Origin of the sequence: Ralstonia sp. TCR112 (assembly GCF_007997035.1) — a bacterium.
GTDB classification, from domain to species: Bacteria; Pseudomonadota; Gammaproteobacteria; order Burkholderiales; family Burkholderiaceae; genus Ralstonia; species Ralstonia edaphi.
In genome coordinates, this window is sequence record NZ_VOSS01000007.1 from 76989 (window position 1) to 93738 (window position 16750).

The 16750-nt window shown below is 63.7% G+C and carries 14 protein-coding genes and 2 pseudogenes; 6 read left to right on the forward strand and 10 right to left on the reverse strand.

Annotated elements, in window-relative coordinates; all coding sequences use genetic code 11:
* Window positions 1–33: 33 nt before the first annotated feature.
* The 5 genes and pseudogenes from FUT88_RS03300 (at window position 34) to FUT88_RS03320 (ending at window position 3912) form a co-directional block, all read left to right on the forward strand.
* Window positions 34–1299 (forward strand): type II secretion system F family protein, encoded by a 1266-nt coding sequence (locus FUT88_RS03300; protein ID WP_147213799.1) that lies wholly within the window; start codon window positions 34–36, stop codon window positions 1297–1299.
* Window positions 1299–2180 carry a prepilin peptidase gene (locus FUT88_RS03305; protein ID WP_147213800.1) on the forward strand — a complete coding sequence of 294 codons (882 nt, stop codon included), beginning with the start codon at window positions 1299–1301 and terminating at the stop codon, window positions 2178–2180. Before FUT88_RS03300 ends, FUT88_RS03305 begins: the two co-directional genes overlap by 1 nt.
* Before the next feature lie 13 nt (window positions 2181–2193).
* On the forward strand, window positions 2194–2808 hold the full coding sequence (gene coaE / locus FUT88_RS03310) for a dephospho-CoA kinase (protein WP_147213801.1): 615 nt from the start codon (window positions 2194–2196) through the stop codon (window positions 2806–2808).
* Between the two features lie 134 nt (window positions 2809–2942).
* Window positions 2943–3700 (forward strand): annotated as a pseudogene (gene zapD / locus FUT88_RS03315) (cell division protein ZapD).
* Window positions 3701–3708: 8 nt separating this feature from the next.
* Entirely contained in the window at window positions 3709–3912 is a 204-nt protein-coding gene (locus FUT88_RS03320) for a DNA gyrase inhibitor YacG (RefSeq protein ID WP_027680324.1), read from the forward strand.
* On the opposite strand, the gene FUT88_RS03325 is transcribed toward FUT88_RS03320, so the two are convergent.
* From FUT88_RS03325 to FUT88_RS03345, 5 genes are all read right to left on the reverse strand, one after another.
* Window positions 3905–4354, reverse strand: a complete 450-nt coding sequence (locus FUT88_RS03325; protein WP_147213802.1) for an NUDIX domain-containing protein — start codon at window positions 4352–4354, stop codon at window positions 3905–3907. The two genes, FUT88_RS03320 and FUT88_RS03325, sit on opposite strands and share 8 nt — an antisense overlap.
* Complete coding sequence (locus FUT88_RS03330) at window positions 4344–5228, reverse strand: ATP-binding protein (protein WP_147213803.1); 885 nt, start codon at window positions 5226–5228, stop codon at window positions 4344–4346. The genes FUT88_RS03325 and FUT88_RS03330 overlap by 11 nt, the downstream gene beginning before the upstream one ends.
* A 16-nt stretch (window positions 5229–5244) precedes the next feature.
* Window positions 5245–6474: a bifunctional glutamate N-acetyltransferase/amino-acid acetyltransferase ArgJ gene (gene argJ / locus FUT88_RS03335; RefSeq protein ID WP_147213804.1), complete on the reverse strand. Its 1230-nt coding sequence runs from the start codon at window positions 6472–6474 to the stop codon at window positions 5245–5247.
* A 73-nt stretch (window positions 6475–6547) separates the two neighbouring features.
* Complete coding sequence (secA, locus tag FUT88_RS03340; protein ID WP_147213805.1) at window positions 6548–9352, reverse strand: preprotein translocase subunit SecA; 2805 nt, start codon at window positions 9350–9352, stop codon at window positions 6548–6550.
* A 251-nt stretch (window positions 9353–9603) separates the two neighbouring features.
* Window positions 9604–10566, reverse strand: coding sequence for a M23 family metallopeptidase (locus FUT88_RS03345; protein ID WP_147213806.1), 963 nt, complete (start codon window positions 10564–10566; stop codon window positions 9604–9606).
* Between the two features lie 68 nt (window positions 10567–10634).
* Between FUT88_RS03345 and FUT88_RS03350 the strand changes: the two genes are divergently transcribed.
* Window positions 10635–11156: a DciA family protein gene (locus FUT88_RS03350; protein WP_147213807.1), complete on the forward strand. Its 522-nt coding sequence runs from the start codon at window positions 10635–10637 to the stop codon at window positions 11154–11156.
* A 48-nt stretch (window positions 11157–11204) separates the two neighbouring features.
* Here the strand turns inward: FUT88_RS03350 and lpxC are convergent, their stop codons facing one another.
* The 5 genes and pseudogenes from lpxC to FUT88_RS03375 form a co-directional block, all read right to left on the reverse strand.
* On the reverse strand, window positions 11205–12122 hold the full coding sequence (gene lpxC, locus FUT88_RS03355; protein ID WP_147213808.1) for a UDP-3-O-acyl-N-acetylglucosamine deacetylase: 918 nt from the start codon (window positions 12120–12122) through the stop codon (window positions 11205–11207).
* 245 nt (window positions 12123–12367) lie between these two features.
* Window positions 12368–12867 (reverse strand): annotated as a pseudogene (locus FUT88_RS03360) (peroxiredoxin).
* Window positions 12868–13257: 390 nt separating this feature from the next.
* Window positions 13258–14457, reverse strand: a complete 1200-nt coding sequence (gene ftsZ, locus FUT88_RS03365; RefSeq protein ID WP_012763009.1) for a cell division protein FtsZ — start codon at window positions 14455–14457, stop codon at window positions 13258–13260.
* Between the two features lie 140 nt (window positions 14458–14597).
* Entirely contained in the window at window positions 14598–15830 is a 1233-nt protein-coding gene (gene ftsA / locus FUT88_RS03370) for a cell division protein FtsA (protein ID WP_024979178.1), read from the reverse strand.
* Window positions 15827–16738: a cell division protein FtsQ/DivIB gene (locus tag FUT88_RS03375; protein ID WP_147213809.1), complete on the reverse strand. Its 912-nt coding sequence runs from the start codon at window positions 16736–16738 to the stop codon at window positions 15827–15829. The genes ftsA and FUT88_RS03375 overlap by 4 nt, the downstream gene beginning before the upstream one ends.
* Window positions 16739–16750: the final 12 nt, after the last annotated feature.

The window sequence follows — 16750 nt, forward strand, 5'->3', positions numbered from 1 at the left end:
AATCGTTCCCATACCGGGGGGTAGGAACCAACCATGGCCACACGAGCACCTGCCGCAAACCGCGCGGCCGCCGCGCCGGCACGAAAGACCACCAAGACAAAGGCGCCCACGCAGTACATCTTCGAGTGGGAAGGCAAAGATCGCAAAGGCAAGATCTTCAAGGGCGAGATGCGCGCCGAGAGCATCACCGAGGTGAATGCCGTCTTGCGCAAGCAGGGCCTGTCGATCACCAAGTCAAAGCGTCGCCGCGCGGCCCGGGGTAAGAAGATCACGCCGAAGGACGTGGCGTACTTCACCCGCCAGCTCTCGACCATGCTGAAGGCCGGCGTGCCGCTGCTGCAGTCGGTCGACATCATCGCGAAGGGCCATGCCAACCCGAACTTTACGCAGCTGCTGACGGAAATCCGTGTCGATATCGAGTCGGGCAGCAGCATGGCGCAAGCCTTCCGCCGTCATCCGCAGTACTTCGACACGCTGTACTGCAACCTGATCGACGCGGGTGAACAGGGCGGTATTCTCGATGCCCTGCTCGAGCGCCTGTCGCTGTACATGGAAAAGTCGATTGCGCTGAAGGCGCAGATCAAGTCCGCGATGATCTACCCGATCTCGGTGCTGACGGTGGCCTTCCTGGTGACGGTGGTGCTGATGATTTTCGTGGTGCCGGCGTTCAAGGGCGTGTTCTCGAGCTTCGGAGCCACGCTGCCGGCCCCAACGCTGGTGGTGATGAGCATCTCCGACTTCTTCGTCCAATGGTGGTACATCATCGTTTTTGTCCCCATCATCGGCATCGTGTTGTTCACGCGGGCGTTCAAGCGCTCGGAAAACGTGCAACGCTCCACGCACCGCTGGATTCTGCGCATGCCGATCTTCGGCAGCATCATCCGCAAAGCCACCATCGCGCGCTGGACACGTACGCTGGCCACCATGTTCGCCGCCGGCACACCGCTCGTGGAATCGATGGAATCGGTGGCTGGAGCAGCCGGCAACTGGGTCTATCACGACGCAACGATCGAAATTCAACAGGCCGTGCGCATTGGTACGAGCCTGACCAACGCCATGCAGGCTACGCACGTGTTCGACAACATGGTGCTGCAGATGACACAGATCGGTGAGGAATCCGGTGCGCTCGACAGCATGCTGCTCAAGGTTGCAGAATTTTACGAGCGCGAGGTGGACGATGCGGTGGCCAACATCTCGGCGCTGATCGAACCGATCATCATCGTGATCCTTGGCGTGTTGATCGGCGGCATGGTGGTGGCAATGTACCTGCCGATCTTCAAGCTGGGTCAGGTGGTCTGATGCCGGAGATGTTCGTCATTCCCACGCTGGCGCAACTGCCAGCGTGGTTTTTAATTGCGACCGGCGGGTTGGTGGGCTTGCTGGTCGGCAGTTTCCTGAACGTGGTGATCCACCGCCTGCCGCGCATGATCGAGCGGGAGGAGGCCAACTACATCGCCGAGCTGCGCGAAGAGCCGCTGCCTCACCCTGACGCATACAACCTGGTCGTGCCGCGCTCGGCGTGCCCATCGTGCGGTCATCAGATCAAGGCGATCGAGAATATTCCCGTGTTGAGCTGGCTGGCGCTACGCGGCCGCTGCAGCGCCTGCAAAACACCGATCTCCTGGCGCTATCCCGCAGTGGAGCTGGTCACGGGTGTGCTGACCGCAGCTTGCCTCTGGCACTTCGGCCCGACGTGGGTCGCGGTGGCGTCGGCGGTGCTGCTGTGGTTCCTGATCGCCGGCACGATGATCGACGCAGACACGCAGCTGTTGCCCGACGCCGTCACCCAGCCGCTGCTCTGGCTCGGCCTGGGCGTGAATCTGTTCGGCATGTTCGCGCGCCTGCACGACGCGGTGATTGGCGCGATGGCAGGCTACCTGTTCCTGTGGTCGATCTACTGGACCTACAAGCTGCTGCGCGGCCGCGAAGGCATGGGCTACGGCGACTTCAAGCTGATGGCCGCACTGGGCGCGTGGTTCGGTTGGCAAGCGCTGCCGCTGCTGGTGCTGCTGTCGTCGGTCGTGGGACTGGTGTTTGGGCTGGTGCGCATTGCGCGCGGCGCGACGAGCGAATCGCCGTTCTCGTTCGGACCGTTCATTGCCGGGGCCGGCGTGATCGCACTGCTGGCCGGCCCGCAGTTGCTCATGCTGGCAGGCCTCGGCCCCCTGCTTGCGCCATAAGGGCACGATCAGCATGCGCGTGATCGGCCTGACCGGCGGCATCGGCAGCGGCAAGAGCTACGTGGCGGATCGCCTTGCGGAGCGCGGTGCCGCCATCGTTGACACCGACGCCATCGCCCACGAGATCACTGCACCGGGCGGCGCCGCCATCCCGAAGCTGGTCGAAACATTCGGCGCCGGCATCCTACGCCCGGACGGTGCCATGGACCGCGATGCCATGCGCGCCCTCGCCTTCTCGGATGCCACGGCCAAATCGCGACTGGAGCAGATCACGCATCCGCTCATCCGCGAGATTGCGCTGTCGCGTGGGGCCGCCGCGCAGGCATCGGACGCGCATCCGTACCTGGTCTACGTCGTCCCCCTGTTGGTGGAATCCCTCGCCGGCCATCAGAGCTGGCGCAGCTTGGTCGACCGCATTCTGGTGGTCGACTGCCCGGTCGAGACGCAGATTGCCCGTGTGATGGCCCGTAACGGTCTGCCGCGCGCGCAGGTGGAAGCCATCATCGCGCGTCAGGCTTCACGCGAAGCGCGCTTGGCAGCAGCCGACGACGTGATCGACAACGGCGGTACGCTGGCCGACCTCCAGCCGCAGATCGACCGTCTGGACCTAACCTACCGGTCGAACTGAAACAGCTTGAAAGCCGTCGTCACATCCCTTTGCATTGTGATGAGCGAGGGTCTCGCATAGAATGCGGGCAGATCGAGGCCAAATGGGCTTCGGGGCCGCATATGCAGCGGGCCAGCACACCGGGCACCCAAGTTTTGATCCTGTACGAATATCCCTTCAACGAACGCATTCGGACGCTGCTGCGCCTCGAAGACCTGTTCGAGCGGCTGGATTTCTTTCTCGTGCAGGAACACCCACTGCAGCACCATGTGGCCTTGACCACGCTGTTCGAAGTGGTCGACGTGGCCGGGCGTGCCGACCTCAAATCCGATCTGCTGAAAGAACTTGATCGCCAGCGCCAGACGCTCACCGCGCTGCGCGCCAATCCGCAGATCGACCAGGACGCGCTCGACGCCGTCATCAGCGAGCTGGAAACCGCCTCCGGCAATCTCACTGCCACACATGGCAAGGCCGGCCAGCTCATTGCCGACAACGAGTGGCTGACGAGCATCCGCAGCCGCGCCATCATCCCCGGTGGTACGTGTGAATTCGATCTGCCGGCGTATTTTGCATGGCAGCATCATCCGGCCGAGCGCCGCCGCGCCGACATCATCAAATGGGCTCAACCGCTGGTGCCGCTGCGCGACGCCACGATGATCGTGCTGCGCCTGCTGCGCGAGTCAGGCCAGAGTGGCAAGGTGATTGCTAACGCTGGGAGCTATCAGCAGATGCTGTCGGGCCGCGTGTACCAGCTGATGCAGGTGCGCCTGGATGAGTCGCGCTGGGGTTCATTCCCGAGATCAGCGCCAACAAATACATGCTCTGGGTGCGCTTTACCCAGCAGGATGGCGACCTGCGCCCCAAGCCGGTCGATGCGGATATCCCGTTCCAGCTGAAGCTCTGTAATTTCTGAGCCGCACCATGAATGTGAAGACCGTCAAATGCCCCAGCTGCGGCAAGCCCGTGCCTTGGGTGCCTGAGAGCCGCTACCGCCCCTTCTGCTCCGAGCGCTGCAAGCAGATCGACCTGGGCGCCTGGGCCGCCGAGCAGTACACCATCCCCGTGGTCGAAGAAGACGACCTGCCCGAAGCACCCGGCAACGATACAAGCGGCAGGCTCAACTAGCCGCTGCTTCCTCGCGCATCCATTCGAAGACGGGCAACGTTGCCGGCAGTACAGGATCGACGCTGATCGGCAGCGTCTGCCAGGCGAAATCCTGGCCTTCCAGCGCGCGCAAGGTCCCGTCCCATGCCGTCACCTTGCAGAAATGCAGGCGCACATACGCGTGAGGGTAGTCGTGCTCGATGGTGTGCCAGGGCACGCAGGTGCGCAGCGTGACGTCCAGCTCCTCCTTCAGCTCACGGGTCAGCGCGGCTTCCACGGATTCACCCGCTTCCAGCTTGCCGCCCGGAAATTCCCAGTAGCCTGAGTAAGGCTTGCCTTCCGGGCGCTGGGCCAGCAAGAACTGGCCGTCCGGCTGCACGAGTACGCCAACGGCCACTTCGGTGATCTTGCGGCCATCGGGCGTGTGCGTCGGGGGCACTTGCGTGAGGTTGTCAGTCGACATGCTGCCGCCCATGCTTGCCGCCCCAGTCGCGGGCGAATTGCCACGCCACGCGCCCTGAACGCGAACCACGTTCGAGCGCCCAAACCAGCGCGTCGCCACGTGCGACGGCGATGTCCTCGTCGCTGCAGCCGAAATGCTTGAGCCAGTGGCCGACGATGGTCAGATATTCGTCCTGCTTGGGCGGATAGAATGACAACCACAGCCCGAAGCGCTCCGACAGCGAAATCTTCTCTTCCACCACCTCGCCCGGATGGATTTCGCCGTCCGAGGTGTGCTGATAGGTCTCGTTGTCCTTCATGTATTCCGGCAGCAGATGGCGCCGGTTGGACGTTGCGTAGATCAGCACGTTGTCTGATTGCGCGGCGACCGAGCCGTCCAGCGCAGACTTCAGCGCCTTGTAGCCGGATTCGCCGTCTTCAAACGAAAGGTCGTCGCAGAAGATCGCGAAGCGCTCCGGGCGCGTCGAGAGCTGCTCGACGATATCGCCCAGGTCGGCCAGATCGTCCTTGTCGACTTCGACCAGACGCAGGCCTTCCTTCACGAACTCGTTCAGGCACGCCTTGATGAGCGACGACTTGCCGGTGCCCCGCGCGCCCGTCAGCAGCACGTTGTTGGCCGGCAACTTGCGCACGAACTGGCGCGTGTTGGCGACGATCGCGTCTTTCTGGCGCTCGATGTTGTGCAGATCGCTCAGATGGATCGGCGGCAACTGCCGGATCGGTGCGAGATAGCCGATGTTGCCGAACAGGCTCTGGCGCTTGCGCCAGCGGAAGGCGACGGCCTCGTTCCAGTCGGCGTCGGTCAGTTCAGGCGGCAGCCATTGCTCCAGCCGCCCGAGAAAGCGGTCGAGCCGTGCGGAAAGGTCAGACGACATGGCGGCAACCTCCGGATTACGAACGGTAGTCCGCGTTGATCGACACGTAGTCGTGCGAGAAGTCGCATGTCCACACGGTGGCGGTGGCGTCGCCGCGGCCGAGCGCGATGCGCACGGTGATCTCCGCCTGCTTCATCACGCGCTGGCCGTCTTCTTCGCGGTATTCGGGGTTGCGGCCACCGTCACGTGCGACCCAGACGTCGTCGAGCCACAGGTTGACGCCGTTCACATCGAGATCCGTCACGCCGGCGTAGCCGACGGCCGCCAGGATGCGCCCCAGGTTGGGGTCCGATGCGTAGAACGCGGTCTTGACCAGCGGCGAGTGCGCGACCGCATAGGCGATCAGGCGGCACTCCTCAACGTTGCGGCCGCCCTCCACCTGGATGGCCATGAACTTCGTCGCGCCCTCGCCATCGCGCACGATCTTCTGCGCAAGCTCTTGTGCGAGGCCCGTCAGCGCATCGCGCAGCGCAGCGTAGTCGGGGTGCGATTCGGAATCGATGCGCGGCGTACCGGCCCGGCCCGTCGCGATGACGACGAACGAGTCGTTGGTGGAGGTATCGCCATCCACCGTCACGCTGTTGAACGAATGATCGGCCGCGTGGCGCACCAGCCCCTGAAGCACAGCTTCGTCCACATTGGCATCGGTGGCGATGAAGCCGAGCATCGTCGCCATGTTGGGGCGGATCATGCCTGCGCCCTTGCTGATGCCCGACATGCGCACCGTCTTGCCCGACAGCGTGCACGTGGCCGACGCTGCCTTGGGTACGGTGTCGGTGGTCATGATGGCCTCGGCGGCGGCCAGCCAGTTGTCCGGCTTGGCGTTCGCCTCAGCAGCAGGCAGTCCGGCGATGATGCGGTCGACCGGCAGCGGCTCCAAAATCACGCCCGTGGAGAACGGCAGCACCTGCTCCGCCGACACGCCCAGCAGCTTGGCAACGGCATCACAGGTCTGGCGCGCATGCGCAAGGCCAGGCGCGCCGGTGCCGGCATTCGCATTGCCCGTGTTGACGATGATCGCGCGTGCGCCCTTGCCGCTCGCCAGATGCTCGCGGCACACCTGCACGGGTGCTGCGCAGAAGCGGTTCTGCGTGAACACACCGGCCACCGTCGAGCCCTCGGCGATACGAACGAGCAGCACATCCTTGCGATTGGCCTTGCGTACACCGGCCTCGGCCCAGCCGAGTTCCACGCCGTCGATCGGCAACAGTGAGTCAGCGGCGGGCGCGACGAGATTCACAGCCATGGAGCACACCTTTCAAAATGAGGATGCCCGCATTGCGGGCATATGAATCAACAGAAACAGGTTCTAGGCAGCGTCAGACGAGTTTGCCGTGGCACTGCTTGTATTTCTTGCCCGAACCGCATGGGCATGGGTCATTGCGGCCAACCTTCGGCACTTCGCCCGCCAGCGCGGCAGCAGCGGCAGATGCTGCCGAACGCGGTGCTGCCATGGCCGGCGTTGCACCGTGGATCTCCGCATCGCCGGCAGCCACTTCGGCCAGTTCGCTGAACTCGTCGTGCTTGTACTGCACGTTGCTCAGCGCGGAAAGATCTTCTTCGATCTGCTCGGAAGCCTGCTCCAGCTCTTCCTGAGACTGGATGCGCACCGTGAAGACAATGCGCGTGACCTCGTTGCGGATGGTGTCGAGCAGGCGGCCGAACAGCTCGAACGACTCGCGCTTGTATTCCTGCTTCGGATCCTTCTGCGCATAGCCGCGCAGGTGGATGCCCTGGCGCAGCATATCGAGCGCTGCCAAGTGCTCCCGCCAATGCGTGTCGAGGCTTTGCAGCATCACCGAACGCTCGAAGCCGGCGAAGGACTCACGGCCAACCTGCGCCACCTTGCCTTCGTACACCGCTTCGGCTGCATCCAGCACCATCTTGAGCAGGTCTTCGTCTTCGATCGACTGCGCAGCTTCCAGCGTCTTGACCAGCGGCTGATCGACGCCCCAGTCCTCACGCAGCGTCTTCTCCAGCCCGGCAACATCCCACTGCTCTTCCATGGTCTCGGCCGGCACGTAGGTGCGGAACAGCTCGGTGAACACGGATTCACGCAGGTTCTTGACCAAGTCGCCCACATCCTGCGCTTCGAGAATCTCGTTACGCAGCTTGTAGAGTTCCTTGCGCTGGTCGTTGGAGACGTCGTCGTATTGCAGCAGTTGCTTGCGGATGTCGAAGTTGCGGCCTTCGACCTTGCGCTGCGCCGATTCGATCGAGCGCGTGACGATGCCGGCTTCGATCGGTTCGCCTTCGGGCATCTTCAGGCGATCCATGATCGCGCGCACGCGGTCGCCCGCGAAGATGCGCAGCAGCTGATCGTCCAGCGACAGATAGAAGCGCGACGAACCCGGGTCGCCCTGACGGCCGGCACGGCCACGCAGCTGGTTGTCGATCCGGCGCGACTCGTGGCGCTCGGTGCCGATGATGTGCAGACCGCCCGCAGCCTTCACCTGCTCGTGCAGCGATTGCCATTCGTCCTGCAACTGCTTCACGCGCGCGGCCTTTTCTTCGTCGGAGAGCGACTCGTCGGCCATCACGAAGCTGGACTGTTTCTCCACATTGCCGCCCAGCACGATGTCGGTACCACGGCCCGCCATGTTGGTGGCGATGGTGATCATCTTCGGGCGTCCGGCCTGCGCGATGATCTCGGCTTCACGCTCGTGCTGCTTGGCGTTGAGCACTTGGTGCGGCAGCTTCGCCTGGTTCAGCAGGTTCGACAGCAGTTCAGAGTTTTCGATGGACGTCGTGCCCACCAGCACCGGCTGGCCGCGCTCGTAGCAATCGCGAATGTCGCGAATGACGGCGTCGTAGCGCTCCTTCGAGGTCTTGTAGATCTGATCCTGCAAGTCCTTGCGCTGCGGCGTGCGGTTCGTCGGGATCACCACGGTTTCCAGGCCGTAGATCTCCTGGAATTCATACGCTTCCGTGTCCGCCGTACCGGTCATGCCCGACAGCTTGTTGTACATGCGGAAGTAGTTCTGGAACGTGATGGTCGCCAGCGTCTGGTTTTCCTGCTGGATCTGCACGCCTTCCTTGGCTTCCACGGCCTGGTGCAGACCGTCGGACCACCGGCGGCCCGACATCAGGCGGCCGGTGAATTCATCGACGATCACCACTTCACCGTTCTGCACCACGTAGTGCTGATCACGGAAGAACAGGCTGTGCGCGCGCAGGGCGGCGTACAGGTGGTGCATAAGCGTGATGTTCTGCGGCGCGTAGAGCGATTCGCCCTCGCCGATCAATCCGGCTTGCAGCAGGATCTGCTCAGCCTTCTCGTGACCCGATTCGGTCAGGTAGACCTGGTGCGATTTTTCGTCGACGTAGTAGTCGCCCGGCTTCTCGACGCCCGTGCCATCCGACTTCTCTTCGCCGATCTGGCGCGTGAGTTGCGCCGGGATGCTGTTCATGCGGCGGTACAGGTCGGTGTGGTCTTCGGCCTGGCCGGAGATGATCAGCGGGGTACGCGCCTCATCGATCAGGATCGAGTCAACCTCGTCGACGATCGCGTAGTTCAGCGGACGCTGCACGCGCTGGCCTGCGTCGTACACCATGTTGTCGCGCAGGTAGTCGAAGCCGAACTCGTTGTTGGTGCCGTAGGTGATGTCCGACGCGTAGGCGGCCTGCTTCTGGTCGTGATCCATGGTGGTCAGGTTGACCCCCACCGACAGGCCCAGCCAGTTGTACAGGCGACCCATCCACTCGGCGTCGCGCTGCGCCAGATAATCGTTGACCGTCACGACGTGCACGCCCTGGCCAGAGATGGCGTTCAGGTACACGGCGAGCGTAGCGGTCAGCGTCTTCCCTTCACCCGTGCGCATTTCGGCGATCTTGCCGTCGTGCAGCACCATGCCACCGATCAGCTGCACGTCGAAGTGCCGCATCTTCATCACGCGCTTGCTGGCCTCGCGGCACACGGCGAACGCTTCGGGCAGCAGCGCATCAAGCGTCTCGCCCTTGGCAAAACGTTGGCGGAATTCCTCGGTCTTGGCCTGCAGCTCGGCATCGGAGAGCGCTTCGAACTTGGGCTCGAGCGCATTGATCTGCGCCACCTTGCGGCGGTACTGTTTGATCAGCCGTTCATTACGGCTGCCGAAAATCTTCTTGAGAAGGCCCGTGATCATCGATGGCTAGGGCCGGCGAGCCACCCGGAGAGCGCGTCGAAAGAGACCGCGAAACACAGGCAGCACAACGGCCCGGAAAGGGTTGGCGCAAAGGCGGGAGTTTAGCATGTGCAAAACACCGGCTTGATGGCAGCAGAACCGCCGGATGTGGCAGGAACGCCGCACTTTAGGGCTGCGCGGAACGTCGTCCGCATAGGCACACACTCACGCTGAATTGGGGACGGGCGCCCCTGATTGCAATTAGGGCGGGCTCAGTGGCCGGCAGCCGCCATGCTCTTGCCGATATCGGCCGCCGCGACCTTCGCCGGCGCCTTGTTGGCCGCCATCTTGGGCTGGCCGGCGTTTTCCAGGAAGGCCACCGGATTCTGCGGGACGTCGTTGACGTGCACCTCGAAGTGCAGGTGCGGGCCGGTGGCGCGGCCCGTGCGGCCGATCAGCGCGATGCGCTCGCCCGCCTTGACGATGTCACCGACCTTCACGAAAACCTTGGACGCGTGGGCATAGCGCGTCTTCAGGCCATTGCCGTGATCGATATCGATCATGTTGCCGTATTCGTGGTGAAACTCACTGGCGACGACCACGCCGCCGGCAGCCGCTACGATCGGCGTGCCAACCGGGCCCACAAAGTCGACGCCGTCATGCTGCGTGCGGCGGCCCGTGAACGGATCGATCCGCGTGCCAAAACCGGAGGAGTCGTAACCCGTCGCCACCGGGCGCACGGTCGGCATCATCTTCGCGTGGATCTGACGGTCCATCAGGGTGCTCTCGAGCACGCTGAGGTAATCGTTGCGCTGGTCAGCCGAGCGCGTCAGGCGACTCAGCTCGGATTGGATTTCCGGCATCGACATCGGCCGCGAGAACGCGCCTTCCGGCCCGCCGCGGCTCGGCTGCGACTTGAAATCGAACTCGCGCGGGGGCACACCCGCCAAGCCCGACACCCGGGCGCCCAGCGCGTCTAGGCGCGCGATCTGCGCCTGCATTTCGCCGATGCGCGCGGCCATCAGGTTGAGGTTTTCGCGGGTGACACGCGGGTCTGCGCCGGCAACCGTGGAAGCGGCCGCCCCCGGCAGCAGGCCCTGCTTGGCCGCCAGCCACGTACCACCGACGGACAACGCCGCCACCGTCAGCAGCGCCGCGCCGATCGCCACGAAGACGCCGCGTCGCGACAAATGCGTCGCGCCGGCCTTGCGCGGGTGAATCAGGATGATCTGCATCGCTCGTTTTCCGGACAAAAAAGCTGCCCACCGGCACGAAAGCGCGATGAACGCCCTACAATGCCGGCATGCGAATCTTTGTTCATCCCGCTCTCAAGACGCCTGTGGCAAAACCCGTCCAGGACTGGCTCTCGGGTGCCGGTTCGGTCGGCCCGCTGATGCAGGCGGCCAGGCAATTGGCGTCGTTGGAAGCGGAGGTGTTGTCGCTGTTGCCGCCCGGCTTGGGCGGCGGCGTGGCCATCGGCGGCATCAAGAACGATGCGCGCGACAGCCGGGAAGCGACTCTGGTGTTGCTCGCCGCACACAGTGCGGCTGCGGCGCGCTTACGGCAGGTGGTACCCACCTTGCTGGAGCGTCTGCAGCGCCGGGGATCGCAGATTACCGCAATTCGTGTACGCGTACAACCGCAGGGCGGCAGCGACAGTTTGTGGCCACAAGAGACCGAAAAGCCGCCTAAACGCGCCAAGATGACGGCAGTTGGGGTTAACAGCTTGGCGGCCCTGGCTAATGAACTGCCCGACTCGCCGCTGCGCCAAGCCTTGGCCGAAATGATTGCGCGGCACGTCGCACCGGCCGCCAAGCCCAAATAAAAAGCGCCCCGCAGGGCGCTTTTTTCATACGAACGACGGCTCAACCGATTACGAGAACGCCGGCTGCAACTGCGGCAGGAACGCGCGCGGGGCTTCTTCCACCTTGTCGAACGTCACGATCTCGTAGGCCGTTTCGTCGGCCAGCAGCGCGCGCAGCAGCGCGTTGTTCAGGCCATGACCGGACTTGTGCGCGGTGTATGCAGCGATGAGCGGGTGGCCCACCACATACAGGTCGCCAATCGCGTCGAGGATCTTGTGACGGACAAACTCATCGCCGTAGCGCAGTTCGTCGTTGTTCAGCATGCGGTGCTCGTCAAGCACGATGGCGTTGTCGAGGCTGCCGCCGCGCGCCAGGCCGACCTCGCGCAGCATCTCGACTTCGTGTGCGAAACCAAACGTACGGGCGCGGGCGATTTCGCGCGTGTAGCTCGTGTCGGCAAAGTCTATCTCGAACGTCTGGCCGGTCTTGTCGACCGCCGGGTGGCGGAATTCGATCGTGAACGAGAGCTTGAAACCGAAGTACGGGTCGAGGCGGGCAAGCTTGTCGCCCTCGCGGATTTCCACGGGCTTGATCACCCGGATGAACCGTTTGGCCGCGCCCTGCTCTTCGATGCCCGCCGATTGCAGCAGAAACACGAACGAGGCCGCGCTGCCGTCCATGATGGGAATTTCTTCGGCGTCGACGTCGACATAGAGATTGTCGATGCCGAGGCCGGCGCAAGCGGACATCAAATGTTCGACGGTCGACACGCGGGCGCCATCCTTCTGCAGGACGGACGCTAGGCGGGTGTCGCCGATGGCGCTGGCGGTGGCGGGAATCTCAACGGCCGGGTCGAGGTCAACGCGCGTGAAAACGATGCCGGTGCCTGCGGCTGCCGGACGCAACGTCAACGTCACCTTACGGCCCGAGTGCAACCCGATGCCGACGGTCTTGACGAGGGACTTGATGGTGCGTTGTTTCAACATGGCCGCCCTCAACTCACGAAATTTCTACGATTGTTTTTATCTATGCGGTCTGCATAAGTGATAACCCTAAGCATACCATTTTCACATCCCTGCCTTCAAAACGACTTTTGTATCGGGATGTTAGGGGTGCACACACTTTGCTCGACCTTAGTACACGCAGATTCGGCGCCAGAATCTCGTCGAGCTCGCGGTGGGGCGGGATAGCGGGCGGTACTCCGCCATTCGGGGGAGGTTGCAAGGTGGCGTCAGAGTATCGCGAGGATGGATTCCGCGCTGCTGACGGCAAACTGTCCGGGCGCTTCCACCTGTAGCGCTGTTACCACACCGTCCTTCACGACCATCGCGTACCGCTGTGAACGAATGCCCATGCCGCGCTTGGAGAGGTCCTGCTCCAGGCCGAGTTTGCTGGTGAACTCTGCGCTGCCGTCACCAAGCATGCGGATTTTGTCGTCAGTGCCCTGCGCGCGAGCCCAGGCGCCCATCACGAAGGCGTCGTTGACGGACACACACCAGATCTCGTCGACGCCCTTGGCACGCAGTGCGTCGAAGTTGGCGAGGTAGCCGGGCACATGCCGCGCGAGCAAGTCGGCGTAAATGCACCGGGCAGCCCGAAGATAACGATCGTCTTACCCTCGGACAGATCCTGGACCGAGAAAGCGTTCGGGCCGAGCGCGCAGCCGTCCTTTTCCACTTCAAAGAACTCGTAGAGCGTTGCGTCGGGAAGCGGTTGACCAGGCTGGATCATGATCGTCAGGAAGCGGTTGCGTGGATATCGCGATCATAGAACTTGCCGCGTGAACGCGCAGCCAGCTCGTAAAACAAGACGCCCGCGTGAACGCATCACGCGGGCGGTCTTGGGAGACAACATCATCAGGCCGCTTGGCTCAGAGCGCAGCGCGCGCGGCACAACGAACGGACACACCCGCCGGGCGGGGTGAACCCTTCCGGGGAGGCGGCCAGAGGCCAACCTGCCCGGCGGCAACGACTGAGTCCGGTTCGTCGAGCGCTGTCGACTGACGAGCGGTGGGCCATCACACAACGGCGATCACGGGAGGGGAGCCGTGAATCGCGCGCGGCGTGCGGTGCCGCAGGCAGTCGGACGTGCGCGAGCGCTATCGAACCAACGCGGGCCCGATCAGTCCGCCTGCTTGCGCAGGAATGCCGGAATGTCGTACGTGTCGACGCCCTTCTCTTGCAACGCTGCCACGTGAGCCGATGCCGACTCACGCGAGCTGCGCCACACGGCCGGGGTGTCGAAGTTGCTGTAGTCCGGCGCGGCTGCCACCGAGTGACCGGCGCCACCGCCGAACGCCACCGGCTGGTTGTCGGTGCCGGTCTTCAGCAGCGTCATCGTCTGCGGCTGTTGTTGCTTGTTGCGGGCAGCGCGGCCCAGACCCGTGGCCACAACGGTCACGCGCAGAGCGTCGCCCATGGCGTCGTCGTAGACCGTACCGAAGATGACGGTGGCATCTTCCGCGGCATAGCTGCGGATGGTGTTCATCACTTCCTTGGTCTCGGACAGCTTGAGCGAGCGGCTTGCCGTGATGTTGACCAGCACGCCACGCGCGCCCGACAGGTCCACGCCTTCCAGCAGCGGGCTCGCAACGGCTTGCTCAGCCGCCAGACGCGCACGGTCGACGCCGGACACGGTGGCCGTGCCCATCATCGCCTTGCCCTGTTCGCCCATCACGGTCTTCACGTCTTCAAAGTCGACGTTCACCAGACCATCGACGTTGATGATTTCCGCAATGCCGGCAACCGCGTTGTGCAGCACGTCGTCGGCACACTGGAAGCACTTGTCCATCTCGGCGTCGTCGCCCATGACTTCGAAGAGCTTTTCGTTGAGCACGACGATCAGCGAATCGACGTTGCCTTCGAGGTCGTTCGCGCCATGCTCGCCGACCTTCGAGCGGCGTGCGCCTTCGAAGTCGAACGGCTTGGAGACCACGCCCACGGTCAGGATGCCCATTTCCTTGGCGACCTGTGCAACCACCGGCGCTGCGCCCGTGCCCGTACCACCGCCCATGCCGGCGGTGATGAAGACCATGTGCGCGCCGCGCAGTGCGTCGGCGATCTGCTCACGGGCTTCCTCTGCGCAGTGCTTGCCCACTTCCGGCTTGGCCCCGGCGCCCAGGCCGGTGCTGCCGAGCTGCAGCACGCGCGATGCGGTCGAGCGCTTGAGCGCCTGCGCATCGGTGTTCATGCAGATGAATTCCACGCCTTGCACGCCGCGGTTGATCATGTGCTGCACGGCATTACCGCCCGCGCCGCCGACGCCGACCACCTTGATGATGGTGCCGTCCTGCATTTCCGTTTCAATCATGTCGAAGTCCATCATTGCCTCCAGAAGTGATCAGTCCCAGACGATGCAGCCTCCCCGCCGCAACTCCTGGTTCCTGAACAAAAAACATCAAAACAAGAAACTCAACTTGCTCCCCCCAGGGAGCACATCGCCAACACCCGGCACTCACGTGCTCAGAAGTTGCCGATGAACCATTCCTTCATGCGCGTCCAGATCTGCTTGGCCGAACCGGACTGCACCACGACCTTGCGCCCGCGCACACGCTGCACGCGACCTTCCTGCAGCAGGCCCATCACCGTTGCGTAACGCGGACTCTTCACCACTTCGTGCAGATTGCCGCGGTACTCGGGCACGCCCACGCGCACGGGCTTCAAGAACATGTCTTCGCCCAGCTCGACCATGCCGGGCATCATTGCCGTACCGCCAGTCAGGACCACGCCGCTGGAGAGCAGTTCCTCGTAACCGGATTCGCGCACCACCTGATGCACAAGCGAGAACAGCTCTTCTACGCGCGGCTCGATCACGGCAGCCAGCGCCTGACGCGAAAGCGTGCGCGGGCCGCGGTCGCCGACGCCCGGCACATCGATCATCTCGTCCGGATCGGCCAATACCTGCTTGGCGATGCCGTACTGGATCTTGATGTCCTCGGCGTCCGGCGTTGGCGTGCGCAGGGCCATGGCAATGTCGTTGGTGATCTGGTCGCCCGCGATGGGGATCACGGCCGTGTGGCGAATCGCGCCTTCGCTGAAGATCGCGATGTCGGTCGTGCCGCTGCCGATGTCGACCAGCACGACGCCGAGTTCCTTCTCGTCTTCGGTCAGCACCGCCAGGCTCGACGCCAGCGGCTGCAGGATCAGGTCGTGCACTTCCAGGCCGCAGCGGCGCACGCACTTGACGATGTTCTGCGCCGCACTCACGGCGCCCGTCACGATATGCACCTTCACCTCGAGCCGGATGCCGCTCATGCCGATCGGCTCGCGCACGTCTTCCTGGCCGTCGATGATGAATTCCTGCGTGAGGATGTGCAGGATCTGCTGGTCGGTCGGGATGTTGACGGCCTTGGCGGTCTCGATCACGCGGGCCACGTCGGTCGAGGTGACTTCCTTGTCCTTGATCGCCACCATGCCGCTGGAGTTGAAGCTGCGGATATGGCTGCCGGCAATGCCAGTGAAGACCTCGCTGATCTTGCAGTCGGCCATCAGCTCCGCTTCTTCGAGCGCCTTCTGGATCGACTGGACGGTCGCTTCGATGTTGACGACCACGCCCTTCTTCAGCCCCTTCGATTCGGTCTGGCCCATGCCGATGACCTCGTAGGCGCCGTCCGGACGCAGCTCGGCGACCACCGCCACCACCTTGGAGGTGCCGATATCCAGCCCGACCAGAAGATCCTTGTATTCCTTGCTCATCGCGTTTTCTCTGTGCTTCGCGTTGCTTTGTTGTTGGCCGCCGGCTTACCCCCCAGCGTGGCTTTCGGCTTTGCAGCACCGCTGGTGCCATTCGCGGTGCCGGGCAGCTTGCCCCCCTTGGCCAGCACCGCAGCCTGCGCATCGGTCAGGAAGCGCACACCCGCCGCACGAACTGCGAATCCGTTGGGATACCGCAGATCGGCGTATTCAATCTGACCGCCCCAGCGCTTCGTCACCTCGGGCCACGCGCGCACAAAGCGGCGGGCACGCGCGGCGAGCGCGGTGCGGTCATCGTCATTCAGTTCGCGGCCCAGCTCGATGACCGTGCCGTTGGACAACCGCGCGCGCCAGGCGTAGCGGTCGGTGAGCGTCACGCTCAGCGGCTCGACGTTCATCGGCTTGAACCACTCGGTCATGGTCTCCAGCTTGTCGACCACGTCCTGTTCGGTACCTTCAGGGCCGGCCAGCGCCACCAGGTCGGTGTCGTCCTCGGCTTCGGCCAGGTTGGCGACGAACACTTCGCCATACGTGTTGACCAGCTTGCCGGACTCGTTGCCGCCCCAGGTACCGAGTGCTTCGTGTTCCTGCACTTCGACCAGCAACCCGTTCGGCCACACGCGGCGCACGCTCGCACGCCGCACCCACGGCACCGATTCGAACGCGGCACGCGCTTCGTCCAGATTCAGCGAGAAGAAATTGCCGCGCAGCTTGGGTAGCGCGTTGGCGCGCAGACTCGGCACATTCACGTGGCGCAACTCGCTGCCCGCCATCGGCATCACGCGCACCTGCTGCAGCTGGAACATCGGGCGCTGCATCAGCCAGACCGCCCCAACGCCCAACGCGCCAAGCGCGAGCAGCGCATACAGCGCACTCGCGACGGCGTTGAGGAGACGGGTGTTGTGCCACATAACGTTGTGTTG